13 protein-coding genes and 1 tRNA gene are annotated in these 13,348 nt (G+C 55.5%); 3 read left to right on the forward strand and 11 right to left on the reverse strand.

Going from position 1 to position 13,348, the window contains the following annotated elements; translation table 11 throughout:
• Positions 1-157 precede the first annotated feature (157 nt).
• Positions 158-1,756, forward strand: coding sequence for a hypothetical protein (locus AC6T8Q_RS19295; RefSeq protein WP_500680632.1), 1,599 nt, complete (start codon positions 158-160; stop codon positions 1,754-1,756).
• Here AC6T8Q_RS19295 and AC6T8Q_RS19300 read toward each other — a convergent pair whose 3' ends face one another.
• The gene (locus AC6T8Q_RS19300; protein ID WP_500680633.1) at positions 1,757-2,539 is read right to left on the reverse strand and encodes a class I SAM-dependent methyltransferase; all 783 of its coding nucleotides are present in this window, start codon (positions 2,537-2,539) and stop codon (positions 1,757-1,759) included. It abuts the gene before it with no gap.
• 250 nt (positions 2,540-2,789) lie between these two features.
• Here AC6T8Q_RS19300 and gap point away from each other — a divergent pair, with 250 nt between their 5' ends.
• Complete coding sequence (gap, locus tag AC6T8Q_RS19305; protein WP_500680634.1) at positions 2,790-3,812, forward strand: type I glyceraldehyde-3-phosphate dehydrogenase; 1,023 nt, start codon at positions 2,790-2,792, stop codon at positions 3,810-3,812.
• Between the two features lie 77 nt (positions 3,813-3,889).
• Here the strand turns inward: gap and AC6T8Q_RS19310 are convergent, their stop codons facing one another.
• The 8 genes from AC6T8Q_RS19310 to AC6T8Q_RS19345 all read right to left on the reverse strand — a co-directional run bounded on the left by AC6T8Q_RS19310 (position 3,890) and on the right by AC6T8Q_RS19345 (position 11,180).
• Positions 3,890-4,345 (reverse strand): type II toxin-antitoxin system VapC family toxin, encoded by a 456-nt coding sequence (locus AC6T8Q_RS19310; protein WP_500680635.1) that lies wholly within the window; start codon positions 4,343-4,345, stop codon positions 3,890-3,892.
• On the reverse strand, positions 4,345-4,581 hold the full coding sequence (locus AC6T8Q_RS19315; protein WP_500680636.1) for an antitoxin family protein: 237 nt from the start codon (positions 4,579-4,581) through the stop codon (positions 4,345-4,347). The genes AC6T8Q_RS19310 and AC6T8Q_RS19315 overlap by 1 nt, the downstream gene beginning before the upstream one ends.
• A 76-nt stretch (positions 4,582-4,657) precedes the next feature.
• Positions 4,658-6,148 carry a hypothetical protein gene (locus tag AC6T8Q_RS19320; protein WP_500680637.1) on the reverse strand — a complete coding sequence of 497 codons (1,491 nt, stop codon included), beginning with the start codon at positions 6,146-6,148 and terminating at the stop codon, positions 4,658-4,660.
• A gap of 131 nt (positions 6,149-6,279) precedes the next feature.
• A complete protein-coding gene (locus AC6T8Q_RS19325; RefSeq protein WP_500680638.1) occupies positions 6,280-7,704 on the reverse strand; it encodes a hypothetical protein in 1,425 nt (474 codons plus the stop codon).
• A gap of 184 nt (positions 7,705-7,888) precedes the next feature.
• On the reverse strand, positions 7,889-8,488 hold the full coding sequence (locus AC6T8Q_RS19330) for an ATP-dependent Clp protease proteolytic subunit (RefSeq protein WP_496919882.1): 600 nt from the start codon (positions 8,486-8,488) through the stop codon (positions 7,889-7,891).
• An 83-nt stretch (positions 8,489-8,571) separates the two neighbouring features.
• Complete coding sequence (locus AC6T8Q_RS19335; protein WP_500680639.1) at positions 8,572-9,228, reverse strand: ClpP family protease; 657 nt, start codon at positions 9,226-9,228, stop codon at positions 8,572-8,574.
• 119 nt (positions 9,229-9,347) lie between these two features.
• Positions 9,348-10,856 (reverse strand): trigger factor, encoded by a 1,509-nt coding sequence (tig, locus tag AC6T8Q_RS19340; protein ID WP_500680640.1) that lies wholly within the window; start codon positions 10,854-10,856, stop codon positions 9,348-9,350.
• Between the two features lie 251 nt (positions 10,857-11,107).
• Positions 11,108-11,180: transfer RNA gene (locus AC6T8Q_RS19345), tRNA-Gly, on the reverse strand.
• Between the two features lie 259 nt (positions 11,181-11,439).
• On the opposite strand from AC6T8Q_RS19345, the gene AC6T8Q_RS19350 reads away from it, so the two are divergent.
• A complete protein-coding gene (locus AC6T8Q_RS19350; protein ID WP_500680641.1) occupies positions 11,440-11,739 on the forward strand; it encodes a hypothetical protein in 300 nt (99 codons plus the stop codon).
• Positions 11,740-11,938: 199 nt separating this feature from the next.
• Here the strand turns inward: AC6T8Q_RS19350 and AC6T8Q_RS19355 are convergent, their stop codons facing one another.
• Together AC6T8Q_RS19355 and AC6T8Q_RS19360 are read right to left on the reverse strand one after the other, a co-directional pair.
• A complete protein-coding gene (locus AC6T8Q_RS19355; protein WP_500680642.1) occupies positions 11,939-12,541 on the reverse strand; it encodes a PEP-CTERM sorting domain-containing protein in 603 nt (200 codons plus the stop codon).
• A 408-nt stretch (positions 12,542-12,949) separates the two neighbouring features.
• A partial coding sequence (locus AC6T8Q_RS19360; protein ID WP_500680643.1) for a hypothetical protein occupies positions 12,950-13,348 on the reverse strand: 399 nt, incomplete at its 5' end.

Below are 13,348 nucleotides of genomic sequence, written 5' to 3' on the forward strand. Positions count from 1 at the left end.
ACCAGACGCACCGCATCTCGCTTAAACTCATCGCTGTACGTCGGCCGCTGTTGCTTCGCTTGTATGTCCATCTATCGGACCTCCTTCGAGAACCATTATTCCGGCTCCCGCCACTGTCCGAAAGTCCTGGGCTATCGCAACCCTGGCCAGCAATCAAGTGCTTTTGGAATCAGGCGATGGTACCGAGGGCATTTCTATTACACTCGGTGATGCTGATCTTGATGGAATAAGAAATGATATCAGGTTTCGAGTGTTGGGAACGGTGGGAGCGGAAAGCGGCGCCGAAGGCGTAGTTAATGAATTGACCATTGATGCCAAGGCAGATCGTTTTGCCAATTTGACTTCAGACTACGTTCACTTAGCTGCTGTTTATAATGATGATCCCGAGAATCGTTATGCCGAAGTGTATGTCAACGGTGCCTTAGCAGGAAGAATCAACGGCCTATTAGGTGCCGATGAGAGCATCCGCTGGGACGGCTATGACTATGCGGGCCTGGGCAATGTTGGTGGTGATGGGCTGGGGGGCAACGGTGGAACAGGTAACCTTCCGTTTGCTGGAAGTGGGCTTCGGGGAAGCATGAAAGCGGTGCGATTTTATAATTACGCCATAACAGGCTTGGATATCCAAGAGAGTTACAATTCAGTATTACATCCGGTTGATTTTGGGACGCACTCCAAAAGCGGTGATATCGCGTTCCCGACGGTACGCCCCTCGGACGTCAGTATTAGCGAGCTCACATCGCCGAACCTGTTGGTCATGCAGGAACGTGTTGACACACTTGATGCGTCTTTGGCGGTTGATAGTTTGATCAACGGTGCAACAATACTGGATCAAAATGTATTAGGAACCCCTGGCGTGTTGGCAGCCGGGACGACATTCTCCAGTTATTTGTTCCATTTCGATCCTGAGGAAGTTGGTTCAGATATAAGCAACGTAACGGGATCACTCACATTTAGTGGCCAAATTCTGGGCGTCATTTGGGATTCGAACCAACTCGCCGCGACAGACAGCTTGTTAGGTTCGATTGGAAACTATGGCAACGAGAATACGCGAGGATTCGATTTTGGCCATGGAAGTAGTTTGGAATTTGCCCCAGATCAGCAAACTATGACTTTTGACCTCGCGGTGCAGAATGACTCGATGCTTCAATTTCGTGTATTGACGACCGTAGTTAATCCAATAACTCCGTCGGCGGATTTGAATGGCGATGGCCGCCTCGATAGTGCCGATTTGATTGCCTGGCAATCCTCTTATGGTCTCGATGCGGGTGCGGATGCCGATGGTGACGGCGATACCGATGGCCGTGATTTCTTAATCTGGCAACGGCAATATCTCCCTGATCCAGCTCCAAATGCGGATTTTAATGGCGACCAATTTGTCGATGCTCTCGACCTGGAAATTTGGCACGGGGCGTTTGGGCAGAACAATCTTGGTGACGCCGATGGAGACGGCGACAGTGATGGACGCGACTTTCTACACTGGCAACGACAATTCAACGCCGCGACGGCCGATTTTAATGGCGACGGAATCGTTGATTCGGCTGATCTCGCCGCTTGGCAAGCCTCCTATGGAGTGGACGACGGCGGCGATTCCAACGGCGATGGCGATAGTGATGGTCGTGATTTTCTGTACTGGCAGAGAAACGCGCATAACCACACTCAACTCGCAGGGCTATCTGTTCCCGAGCCAAGCTCATTACTCCTAGGCAGCAGCTTGCTCGCCATCGGATTATTGTTCCGTCGTCGTGTAGCCTAATCACTCACACACGACGATCCAACCGTTCGCGCGAAACCATTCGCAGAACCACGCGTGCTTCAAAGGATCACGGCGTGCCATGTCGAGGGGAATTCGCTTGGCGATCTGAAACCCGGCCGCATGCAAATCCGCGGCAAGTTCGCGCCAGCGAAACACATGTAGGAACATGCTCGGCAGTCCGCGGTACGGAAACCATTTGTCGCCGATCTCCACGTCGCGCGAGAACGGCGCACTGCACAGATTCTTGACGAGCCACAAGGGTCCGCCGGGGTCGCGCAAGTTGTACCAATAGTTGTGGACGTGCAGCACAAAGCGGCCACCCGGTTTCAAGATTCGCCTAAAGTGCTGCAGCGCACGGCGGCGATTGGCTCGGCCGCGAATCATGCCCAACGTGCTGAACATGCACATCGCGTTATCAATCGACTGATCCGCGAGGCAATCGAGTTCTACAAGATTCGCTTGCACGCATTGAATCGGCAGCTGTTCGAGTTCCGCCTTCTCTTGCATGATGCGCAACATGTGCTGCGACAAATCGACGGCAAGCCCTCGATGGCCGGCTCGCACCAGAGGTACGAGCGCTCGGCCTGTGCCACAGCCTAAATCAGCAACCAGACCCAATGTGCGAAAGCTTTCAGCCAGAACCCGCTCGTCATGTTCGAACAGTGTGTTGAAGGCGAAGTAATCGTCGTAGTCGTCGGCAATGGAAGGGTGATGCACGTAATCCCACGTCGCGCGCGACACCCCGGCAGGGAGCTTCCAGGTTGGTCGGTCATGTTCGGGCATCGTCAGCCTTTGATTAGCAGAATTACCGTTTCGAAATGTTGGGCAGCAAAAGGTATAGCACCGGCAATTCTCAGCTAAATTCAGCCAATTGTGGCTTCATTGTGACCGCAGTATAATCAGCGGTTTGGTTTTCACCCACCACGGCCAGCAGGGTGAACGCGCCCGCCGAAGGCCGATTTTTATATTATGTTCGTCGAGCCCCCTGGGGGGCCGCGACGGTCGATTTTCCAAATCGCAAAGGAGAAATAGAGTGGCAATTCGAGTAGCAATCAACGGGTTTGGACGCATTGGCCGTCTCACGTTCCGCAATCTGCACGCCCGGTCGAGCGAGTTCGAGGTCGTGGCAATCAACGACCTGACCGACAACCAAATGTTGGCCACGTTGCTGAAATACGACAGCACGCACCGCCGTTTCCCAGGCACCGTCGAACACGATGCCGAGCACCTGATCGTTGACGGCAAGAAGATTAAGGCTTTGGCCGTCCGCAATCCGGCTGAACTCCCCTGGGGCGAGATGGGCGTCGACGTCGTCGTCGAAAGCACCGGCATTTTCACCGGTCGTGCCAAAGACGGCAAAGCCGGTTACGACACCCACCTGGAAGCCGGTGCCAAGCGCGTTGTGCTCAGCGCTCCCGCCAAGGATGGTGCCGACCTGACCTGTGTGTTGGGCGTCAACGACGACAAGCTGACCCCCGACCTGAAGTGCATTTCCAACGCCAGCTGCACGACCAACTGCTTGGCTCCCGTGGCCAAGGTGCTGCACGAAAAGTTTGGCATCGTGAAAGGTCTCATGACCACCGTGCATGCCTACACCAACGATCAGCCGACTCAGGATCAGCCTCACCAAGATCCTTATCGTGCCCGTAGTGCTGCTCAGAATATCATTCCGACTTCGACCGGTGCCGCTAAGGCCGTGGGCTTGGTAATCCCCGCCCTGCAAGGCAAGCTGACCGGCATTTCGCTTCGCGTGCCCGTGCCAACCGGCAGCGTGGTCGACCTGACCTGCATCATGGAAAAGAATGTGACCAAGGAAGAAGTGAACGCCGCAATGAAGGCCGCCTCTGAATCTGGTCCCCTCAAGGGCTTCTTGGGTTACACCGAAGACCCCATCTGCTCGACCGACATCATTGGTGACGATCGCAGCTCCTTGTTTGCCGCCGACTGGACGCAAGTCATGGACGGCAACATGCTCAAGGTCGTGAGCTGGTACGACAACGAATGGGGCTACAGCTGCCGCACGGCGGACCTGATCGCCCGCATCGGCAAGTGGTAAGCCGCCGTCAAAACCTAAACGACAACAACCTCGGTCCAATTGGGCCGAGGTTTTTTTGTTGAGTTTCACCTGCCCATCTATGCTAAGCTACGACCGATATCGTCGGGTAGAAGTGCTATTATCCCCGGGTAGCGAGCAAAGTCTTTCACATTGAGCGTGACAATGTGTTTGATTCCAACTGTTTCCATCAAAGCCACGAGTCGTGAGTCGTGGACAGACAATCCCTGAATAGAGTGGTCCACTAGGAGCCTTCGCCATGCTTGATAACTGGCCGTGCTTTCCAGGTGAATAGTTCCAAACCGCTCTAGAAATTGGACTCGTCGTTCGGTGGTCGTTACAGTTTGCCCATAACCACCCCGAGCCGAGGTGGGGCGTGTCGATACATTCCAGAACTCAGCGATATTTTGTGAACTCATCGCCAAGGAGTGGCTCGCTGCGCGAAGCAGCTGTAAACCCTGTCGAACACTATTATGAATTGGATCGGAACGATCAAAGAGGCGCAGCAAGACGCCGGTGTCCACTAAGTACTGCATCAATCGTGATCCGCATAGATATCGGCGCGCGAGAAATCTTCGGGAAGTGAGGGACCATCGAGTAGCAAGCTTTCCAGTTGCGATTCGAAATCATCTACGGTGTCAGGTGCTACGGAGATTCTCTTGTCACTGGAAGCTCGCACAGTCAAAGACACTGTGACATGTTCGGCGAGTGAAACACTCTGCAACGGACGGAACATGCCGTTTTCATAGATGGCGGTGATTTCTTGGCTCATATTGCAAGTATACCCGACGTTTGGAGTTGTGACAAAAACGAAGCATTCCGCCGCACTGTGGCCCTGATTCTAGGCCTCAAAACTCCACGTGATACTTCTCGGTCATCTTACGTCTGATGTCGGCGGTGCCTTCTTCGATTCCTTTGAAGCCTTCAACGCGGGCGTAGTTGGCATCAGCCATTGCACTGGCTTTCATGCTCGCCCGGTCAGCGGCGCTTGTTCGTGCGCCGGCGTAGGGATCACCGATTTCGTTGCCAAAATAACCGTAGCTGACCGAGTAATTGGCGTACCCGCCGCCACCCATGCCGGCGGTATCCACGCCATAAGCCACGCCCCCTTGCCGTTTGGTGAGGGCCATTCCACGGAGCGTGTTGGCGACTTTCCCGCCGTAATCGAGCAGCTCCTTATCGACGTTCAAAATCGGCATGCGGTCGATCTTGCGGGCGTAACGCTCCATCACCGCCGCCGAGGCTTTGTTGCCGCGCAGCTCGCGGCGCAAGTCCTTGATGAGCACGTCGATTGAACGGTAGTACGTGATCGAACTATCGCGCATTACACTTTCCGAAGCTTCTTCGGTTGGTTGGCCCTCACCGGTGGTATCCTTGAGCGTGCTGAATTTGGTGGAGGGCAGCTCGATCACGCTGAACACTCGCCGTAGGTCGTCTTGCGAGAGCGGTCCCTGCATGTGAATGGCCTTATCTTTGACTTCGATTGTCCACGACTGCATGCCTGCTACGTTGGCCCCAAAATCGTCGAGCACGGCGAAGACCAGTTCCTTGGCGATTGCCTTGATGGGCGTAATGTCGGTACCAAAGTCGATCCGCAATTGGGCTTGGGCCGTTTTGCCGACCGCCACGCGCAAGGTAGCGCCGCGCAGGCTGGTCAAAATTGGCAGCACCTCGGCGGCAGTCAAATTCGCCTTCTGAAACAGGGGCGAATCTTCGATGCGCTGCTGGGCCGAGTGCGGCTGCACCACGTCGGCGAGATCGATGGCCAGCAAAACCTGAATCTGTTCGTTGGTGAGTCGCGACGCTTCTTCTAAATATCCGCTAAGCTGATTCGCGGTGCTGGCCTTGGCTTTCTTCACCCAGTGAGAGACAAACTGCCGCTCGGCAGGAAATAGTACGCCGAGCACGTTCTGGCCAAAGTCCACAAAGTAAGCATCGCTGGGGGTCCACGCCGCGGGGAGGTCGTCGATCGTGTCGACATAGCCCCCTTCACTCCGTGCGATGGCTCGCATCGAGAGCGGCTCGGTGAGTTGCATGATGCCCACTTCCCATAGCTGGGCAAAGTCGGCCGTGGGTTGCAGGGCGGCGGCAACCACCAAGCGGCTGGCCTCAGGCGGCAGAAACACGGGCCGATTGACGTAAGCGAGCTCAAGCTTTTGCCCCCAACCTTCTTGTTGGGCCAGCTCGCTGGCCAACGTCTTTTCCACGTCGATCAGCACCAAGGCATTGGCGGCTGCCGGAACTTTCAAAAGTAAAGGATCAAACTCACTCGCTTGAAGTGTCAGTGAGAGACAACCAAAAAGAATCACGGATAACCCGACACGAAAGCAAGCGCGCATAGTGAACCTCGCGAAGTCTGGCGGCAAGAAAAGTGACGCACAAAGGGGGTGCGCACTGATTGTAGCCTCCTTCAGGGCGGGCTACTATCACCGGCAACGAGAGGATTTCAGAAGCTACACAGGAAACGCTATTATTTGCGAGCCCGCCATTGGTGCTGCGGGTCTGTAGGCTTGGCATCGGCCGCCGAAGTAGTTGCTGCCTTACTGCCGATCGGACGTGACGACCATTGCTGTGCGCTGGCTGTGGTGGCAAAGCCGCTGCTTGTGCCGTTGGTGCTGTAATGCGTAGCGGCCCGCCATTGGGGCTCGGATTTTAGTTCAGCATCCGCGCCTTCGAGCGGCGACGTTTTGATCACCGGCTTTGTGCCGCGCAGGGGATTCGCCGATGTGATGTGTGAAGCCCCATCGACCTTATCATCCACCTCGGCCAGATGTTCTTCCGCTTGGTCGATGCTCACGAGGGTCGTTTGGTCAAACGCAAGCTGCGACAGCAGTTTGCGGCCGTCGGTCGTTTCCAATCGGACCCACAATTCGAGCGAACCCGTGGGTAACTCAATCCCTTCGAGCGGCAATTCCAGGTGCAAGCCGTCTCCCAGATTCGACGATTGCCAAGCGGCATTGGTTTCTTCCGGTGTGAAGTCCCAGCGTTTCACGCGCTGAGGCTTCTCTTCGCCAACGCGCATAACCATCAGGGAGACTTTGCCGTTGAAGTCGGCTGGCTCGTTGCTCGCATCACGGGCTTCCACGACCGACAGCAGGCTTGTCGTTTCCTCGGTTTCCGAGCTATTGCGGAACACGTGAGAGACGACCAATCGTTCGGGATTACGTCCCTTCGTGGGTGTGATGTCCTCTTCGAACGGTTCGACGGAATCGCCAACGGCTTCTTGTTCGACGACTTCAGTGGTTTCTTCTTCCAGTGGCGGAACATCGACTTCCGGTTCTTCGACGTAAAGTTCTTCTTCAGCGGTGGTTTCTTCCACGGCGGCGACTTGATACGCGCTCGGATCAGGAATGAACCCACCATTAGCTAATAGCGTGCCTTCCACTTCGGCTTCCGCCAACGGCGTGGCATTGTCGTAAAATTCTTCCGTGGCACCGATGGGCTCGCCGATTTCCAGTTCGGGAATCTCCAGATTCTCGGGCGATTCGTTCAGCTCTTCCAACGGCGGCTCGGGTGTCGTGACCGCGGGTTCGGGGTTGGTTTGTGGCTTATCGAGTGATTTGAGCAGCTCTTTGCTCGTGGGGCCCGAGGTGTTGCTACGCGAGCGCGGGGGAATCGCGAGATCCGGCTCCGAGGAGTTGTTGTCGATGATCACCGTTTCCATTTGAGCGCAGCGATATTGGCGGAGCTTTTCGGAATACTCCACGATGTAGTTTTCCAACTCGTAGATGTAGTCTTCCTGGGTGCGCAATTCGCTTTCGAGAATATCGATTTGATTGTCGCGAGCCGTGCGACAACCGTTGTTGGATAAGATCCCGGCGCAGAGCGCCACTGCCATGATGATGTCCATGCCGCGCAGCCCCTGCTGTTTCGACGATGAGAGAGCGTGTGCCATTATGTTGCTCGTATGAAACCCGAGAGTTTCAGATGAGAAAAGGTTCCCGACTAACGAGCAGGCGGCGCAGTCACTGCGCAAACACCCGCCACGACCATTTCTGGCGGGGAAGAAATAGGAAAATGCCCCAGCGGCGTCAAGCGAAACGCGGCTGTGCTAGCAAAGAGAGAACCCTAAAACCGGCTTAGGCCGGCTTGGGGAGTTCCATTTTTTCGACCACTTTATCGATGATGCGGTACTCAGCCGCCTCGGCCGCGGACATGAAGTGGTCGCGGTCGGTATCGCGTTCGATTTGTTCCAAGGTTTGGCCCGTATGTTCGAGCAAAATCCGGTTGAGCTTGTCCTTGGTTTTGCGATATTCGGTGGCGTGAATCATGATATCCTCGGCCGTCCCTTCCATGCCAGCGGAAGGTTGGTGGATCATGATCCGCGAATTGGGAAGCGCGAAACGTTTGCCGGCAGCTCCCGCTGCTAGCAGCAAGGCCCCCATCGAGGCCGCTTGGCCCAGGCAATAGGTGGCCACGTCGCAGGTGACGAACTGCATCGTGTCGTAGATCGCCATGCCCGCGGTGACGCTGCCGCCGGGCGAATTGATGTAGAAATGGATATCCGCCTTGGGATCGTCGGATTGCAGGAACAGGAGCTGTGCAACGATGCTGTTGGCCACGTCGTCATTCACGCCCGAACCCATCAAAATGATGCGGTCTTTGAGCAGCCGACTGTAAATGTCCATGGCCCGCTCTTCGCGGCCCGACTTTTCAATCACGAATGGTATCAGCGACATAACAGCAATCCGTTTCTAGGGAATTTCAAATCTCAAATTGCCAAATTGAACGTTGGTTTGCAAACGCGAGCAACAACCAACGATCAATCATCGTCGTCTTCTTCAGGCCCGCCGCCTAAAGAAGGCTGCTTGAGCAGGATGTCGTCGACGAGGCCGAATTCCTTGGCTTCCGCGGCCGACATGTAGTAGTCGCGGTCACAGGCTTTGTGAACCTCTTGCACGGTCTTGCCGGTGTGCTCGGCCAAGATGCCGTTGAGAATTTCGCGGGTCTTGATGATCTCGTTGGCTTGGATTTCGATGTCGGAAACTTGCCCGCCGACGCCGCCGTGGGGTTGATGAATCATCACCTTGGCGTGCTTGAGCGAGAAACGCTTCCCCTTTTCGCCACCGGCCAACAGGACCGCACCGCCGCTGGCGGCGAGGCCCACGCAGTAGGTCGCCACGGGGCAGGAAATCATCTGCATCGTGTCGTAAATGGCGAGCGTGGAAGTGACGCTCCCGCCGGGTGAATTGATGTAGAAGTGAATATCCTTGCGGCGATTTTCGCTCTGCAAATACAAGAGCTTCATCACCAATTCGTTGGCGTTGCCGTCGTAAATCTCGCCTTGCAGGAAGATGACCCGATTTTCGAGCAGCAAATCGCCGAGCGTCATTTGACGCTGGCGTTGATAATCGCGCATGGCCGCGGCCATTTGCGGATCGAAGTGAGGTGGGTAAGCAGGCGACGCGTTATATTTCATAGCTACTCCTTCAACAGGGGTAATCTTTTCCTAGCATGCGAGCCATCGGCAGACGCCTCCGGTTGTCACCCCAATTTTACCGCTGACCAGTGCCTGCGGCTATGTTCAAGCTTAATCGCTCAAGCTTCAGTGCTCTCGGCGGCTGCTTCTTTTGCCTCGGGAATCGAAGCCGCGGCTTCGCCACCACCGGCAGCCAGATGTAGCGCTTCGACATCTAGATTTTCGGGTTCATGAGGCTTGTCGGTGAACTTGGCGTTTGATTGCACAAGCTCCAACACTTTCCGCTCGATGATCTGGTTTTGCAGCACGTCCATCAGGCCGCGCTTTTCGATCTGAGCCCGCACGCGACGGGGCGATTCGCCGCTTTGCATGGCGATCAGGAAGATTTCCTTTTCGAAATCCCCTTCTTCGGCTTCGATGTTCGCTTCTTCGGCAATCCGTTCGAGGATGAAATGCTCCTTCAAACTGCGTGCCGTGGCGCTCGCGCTGTTCTGACGTAGCATGTTTTCGCGAGCACGAATTTCGGCCTCGCTGAAACCTGCACGCCGCAATTCCATGACGGTCCGCTCGAGCTCGCGAGCACTTTGCCGCTTGAGCAAGCCGGGGGGCAAATCCCAGTCGGCGGCCTCGGTGAGCAGCGCCGAAATCTGTGTACGGACCTTTTGTTGCTGATCGTATTCCAGCTGACGCTGCAAATTGGCTTTGATCGCGTCCTTGAGATCGCCCTCGGACTTGAATCCGCCCATTTCCGAGAGGAAATCTTCGGTCAGTTCCGGCAGTTTGAGCTTCTTGACTTCCAAAACCTCAAACTCAACCTTCACCTTCTTGCCACGCAACGCTTCATTCGGGGCGTCTTGCATGAGCTCAACTTCGGCTGTGCGAGTTTCGCCAGCCTTCGCACCGGCCATCAGCTTGCCGAAATCCTTGATTTCACCATCGCGGAAACTCAAGCTGGGGCGAATCCGCAGTACGCGTTCTTCGTCTTTTTCCAACTGCTCGCCATCGTGGCTGGTCGTGAGATTCACGGTGAGGAAATCTCCCTCGCCGGCAACACCTTCAAACGGCACCAACTGGCCGAAGCGGGTTAGCATTTTTTCCAAATGCTGCTCAACATCGGCGGGAGTGAATTCCCGGACAGGGCGTTCCAGCTTCGCACCCTTCCATTTGGGCATGTCGAATTCGGGACGCACTTCGATGTCGAATTCAAACGTCATCGGCCCGTCGTCGGGAACTTCGATCGAATCAAGATTCAGGTCCGGTTCGCTGATCGCCGTGAATTTTTGTTCTTCGCTGATCTGGCTCAAGCTATCCAGAAGCAGCGAACCCTTGATTTGCTCGCCAACTTCCTTGCGAAACTTGCTCTCGACGAGCTTGCGGGGAGCCCGGCCGATACGGAAGCCCGGCACATTGGCCGAAGGCATCAACTCGCTGTAGGCGTCGTTGAGGTAGCGCTCGATATCCTCGCGCGCGACGGTCACGGTCACATGCCGCTCGCAGGCGCTGGGGCTGGCGATTTTCACCTCCAGATTCAGCGGCTTACTTTCCTCTTCGCCACCGGCCTCACCATCCACGGGTGCCTCGGCGGTCAGGGTGTCCGATTCCACGTCTTCGTTTTTCTTCTTTGCCATGATCTTAATGCCTAAATCGAGATTTCGTGCCTTACGCGGTAAGGCAACCTCTGAAAAAAATCAAAGCCCGCGACCTGAGACAATTTCCACCTACGGGGCAGAAAAAGTCGGGGCGGGCTCGAAATATATGCCTGTCACTTCCAGTCAAACGGATCTTTTTTGTACCCCAAAAGTCCGGCTTGGCCAGAGTCTACCGTGACCAAACAAATCTTTCTGTACTCAGAAAGTTTGGCTTGGCCCCAGTAAGCCAGAGCGGGTGATCGGGTTCGAACCGACGACAACGACGTTGGCAACGTCGTGCTCTACCAACTGAGCTACACCCGCAGCTTGTTCTCCCAGAGAGCACCGTCCCATTGGTCGAAATGCCTCCACGCAAACAATCCCCGAATTATAGGCCACTTAGGCCATCACGCAAGGGGACTCGCCGCCCAGGATTCAAGCCAATTTCCCTGTAAAAAGCGAGCCTCCCGCGTCAGCGACTGGCCTCCCGCGCAAGCGACGAGCCTCCTGCGTAAGCAGGGGGAGCCTCCACAACAACAACCACCACTACCCCCCACCTCCAATCCATGGTTACGATAATGCAATGCTCCTCTTCAAGAAAAAATTTCTGCCCGCGATTCGTGCCGGAGAGAAGACGCAAACGATTCGGCTCTGGAAGCATCGCATGATGCGCGATGGCCAGCGGAGCTACATCCCCGGTGCGGGTTACATCACCATCGACCGCGTCGAGCAGGTGAACATCGCCGAACTCACCGACGCCGACGCAATCCCCGACGGCTTCCCCACGGCCGACTCCTTGCGCGCGGAACTCGACACCCTCTACGCCGACAAAATCGCCGCCGGCTACAACGCCTACCGAGTGGTCTTCCATCTCCAACTTTAAAAAAAGACTTTAAAAGGGAGATTTAAAAAGGGGACGGGAGTCTTAAAAAAAGACTCCCGTCCCCTTTTTACGCCAAGACTGCGCAGCTTTGCGCTGTATGCTAGAGCGCTGTGCGAAATGTTGCGACGAATGCGTGGCGGTGTGCGAGCAGTTTCCGGACGAAAAGCAGTCGCATCTTGTTACTGCGACAACGTGATCGTTAGTACCGCCGTCGACAAGTAATCAACATTCCCAGCAGCGAAAACATCGCCAGAGATGTTGGTTCCGGCACAATTCTGTTCCCGTAGACGTTAAACTCAAGTGCGATCTCGAACGTTGCAGCGGTTAGCAATTGGTAAGAACTGGTCAACACGTCGATGCGTGTGAGGCCAAAGACGGCAAGATCGGTCGTTCCCACGCCAGGTGCCAGAAATAGGGCCGTGGAAATCAGGTCTGATTCCGTCGGCGAAATGAAAGAGCCCGTGCCGCCGTTGGGTACAAGAAAGCCGATGGATGCCATTTGCTCGATTCCGTCGGTGGCTAGTAAGGCGGCCATGGCGAGATCACCCGTCAAGTCCGGCGAGCTACCAAGCGCCACATCGAGAACATCCATCGTGACATTATTTAAAAATCCCACGGGAGGATCGCCGGGCGCGCTGTAAGAGAGGAAAGGTTGCCACTCATGATCGCCACCAGCCGGCGACACCGTACCAACGCCCGAGTAGCCAAAAGTGGCCAGCAATTCTTCTGCACCAGCCCCAGGCAAGAGAACACATGAAGAGAGAACAATCGACAGGACGGCAGTCAACAAGATTCGTGACATGTTGCGTACTCCAGTTGGAATGGATGTGCGCCACACGGTAAGATAGCGTACAAGTTGAGTGATTAAAAACAAAAGTCGTTCGAGGCGTCAATTTTTGCTACTGAGAATACTGCGATCTGAACACGGTCATCGCCGTCGGGTAGAATAAGGTTTTCACAGGAGCAATTCCATGCCAACAAGTTCCCGTGCTGCTTGCGAGCCCCAGGTCAAGTCCGCATCCTTGGCCACTTGCCGAGAATTTCGTTTAATCCGAGGAATGAAAAAAATCTCGCTTCGCGACCTTTCGAAGCACAACATCTAGTCGAGCGCGACAAGGCTTCAACGAAATCTCGTATCCGAAGTCCTAGAAAAAAGTAAAAAATTGGCCCAAAACTGACCCCTGACTCGAGGGTCGTCAATCGGCCCATTTCAGTAAGAAAAGATCTCGTGCATCGCCTGGGCGATTTGCTGGGGATTGTTGAGCATGTGCGTGAAGCTTGTCCCCAAGAGGATCATGGCAAACAGCACAATGCCGAGCCAACGCGGGTTGGGGTCCACTGTCAGGGTTTCGAGCCTCGCACTCAGGAGCGATCCCAGCTGCCGCCAGGTGCCGAGATTCTGCTTCCCGCCGCTCGCTACCAGCGACACATGGCGCATGATCTCGAAGGTCTCTAAATGGAGATGCACCCCCACGGTCGGCATCGACAGGCTATCGCCCGCCCAACGAGCCTGGGGATCAAGGCTTCGGGCTGCTTCGGCCAGCACGGGCCGCAGTTCTTCGCTGCTGATGTTGTAAATCACCAACCGCGGCCGCGCCAGCAGCACCGC

The organism is Bythopirellula sp. (assembly GCF_041737835.1).
Classification (GTDB): Bacteria; Planctomycetota; Planctomycetia; order Pirellulales; family Lacipirellulaceae; genus Bythopirellula.

What these genes read in the sequence shown, in the direction of transcription:
- AC6T8Q_RS19300 (WP_500680633.1), bottom strand. Translation starts at nt 2,539, where the DNA reads ATGCCCGAACATGACCGACCAACCTGGAAGCTCCCTGCCGGGGTGTCG.
- AC6T8Q_RS19310 (WP_500680635.1), bottom strand. Translation starts at nt 4,345, where the DNA reads ATGCAGTACTTAGTGGACACCGGCGTCTTGCTGCGCCTCTTTGATCGT.
- AC6T8Q_RS19315 (WP_500680636.1), bottom strand. Translation starts at nt 4,581, where the DNA reads ATGAGCCAAGAAATCACCGCCATCTATGAAAACGGCATGTTCCGTCCG.
- AC6T8Q_RS19320 (WP_500680637.1), bottom strand. Translation starts at nt 6,148, where the DNA reads ATGCGCGCTTGCTTTCGTGTCGGGTTATCCGTGATTCTTTTTGGTTGT.
- AC6T8Q_RS19325 (WP_500680638.1), bottom strand. Translation starts at nt 7,704, where the DNA reads ATGGCACACGCTCTCTCATCGTCGAAACAGCAGGGGCTGCGCGGCATG.
- AC6T8Q_RS19330 (WP_496919882.1), bottom strand. Translation starts at nt 8,488, where the DNA reads ATGTCGCTGATACCATTCGTGATTGAAAAGTCGGGCCGCGAAGAGCGG.
- AC6T8Q_RS19335 (WP_500680639.1), bottom strand. Translation starts at nt 9,228, where the DNA reads ATGAAATATAACGCGTCGCCTGCTTACCCACCTCACTTCGATCCGCAA.
- tig (WP_500680640.1), bottom strand. Translation starts at nt 10,856, where the DNA reads ATGGCAAAGAAGAAAAACGAAGACGTGGAATCGGACACCCTGACCGCC.
- AC6T8Q_RS19350 (WP_500680641.1), top strand. Translation starts at nt 11,440, where the DNA reads ATGCTCCTCTTCAAGAAAAAATTTCTGCCCGCGATTCGTGCCGGAGAG.
- AC6T8Q_RS19355 (WP_500680642.1), bottom strand. Translation starts at nt 12,541, where the DNA reads ATGTCACGAATCTTGTTGACTGCCGTCCTGTCGATTGTTCTCTCTTCA.